1 protein-coding gene is annotated in these 557 nt (G+C 68.2%); it reads right to left on the bottom strand.

Translation table 11 applies throughout. From position 1 onward, the window contains the following. A partial coding sequence (locus IG62_RS0141000; RefSeq protein ID WP_030816398.1) for an ABC transporter ATP-binding protein occupies window positions 1-557 on the bottom strand: 557 nt, incomplete at both ends.

Below are 557 nucleotides of genomic sequence, written 5' to 3'. Positions count from 1 at the left end.
GCCTTGATGACCTCGTCGGTGGGGCCGTCCATCAGCAGTTCGCCGCGTTCCAGCCACAGCACGCGGTCGCAGGTGTCGCGGATGGACTTGTTGTTGTGGCTGACCAGGAAGACCGTGCCGGCCTCCTTGCGCAGCTCGCGGATGCGGGCCTCGGAGCGCTTCTGGAAGGCCCGGTCGCCGGTGGCCAGCGCCTCGTCGATCATCAGCACGTCGTGGTCCTTGGCCGCGGCGATGGAGAACCGCAGCCGGGCGGCCATGCCCGAGGAGTACGTACGCATCGGCAGCGAGATGAAGTCGCCCTTGTCGTTGATGCCGGAGAAGTCGACGATGCCGTCGTAGCGCTCACGGATCTGCTCGCGGCTCATGCCCATGGCCAGGCCGCCGAGGACGACGTTCTTCTCGCCGGTCAGGTCGTTCATCAGGGCCGCGTTCACGCCCAGCAGCGAGGGCTGGCCGTGGGTGTAGACCTTGCCGCGCTCGGCCGGCAGCAGGCCGGCGACCGCCTTGAGCAGGGTGGACTTGCCCGAGCCGTTGGAGCCGATCAGGCCGATGGACTC

Source organism: Streptomyces sp. NRRL S-337 (assembly GCF_000720175.1).
Classification (GTDB): Bacteria; Actinomycetota; Actinomycetes; order Streptomycetales; family Streptomycetaceae; genus Streptomyces; species Streptomyces siderophoricus.
The sequence above is the reverse complement of the archived record's forward strand: the minus strand, read 5'-3'. Positions and strand labels throughout refer to the sequence as shown.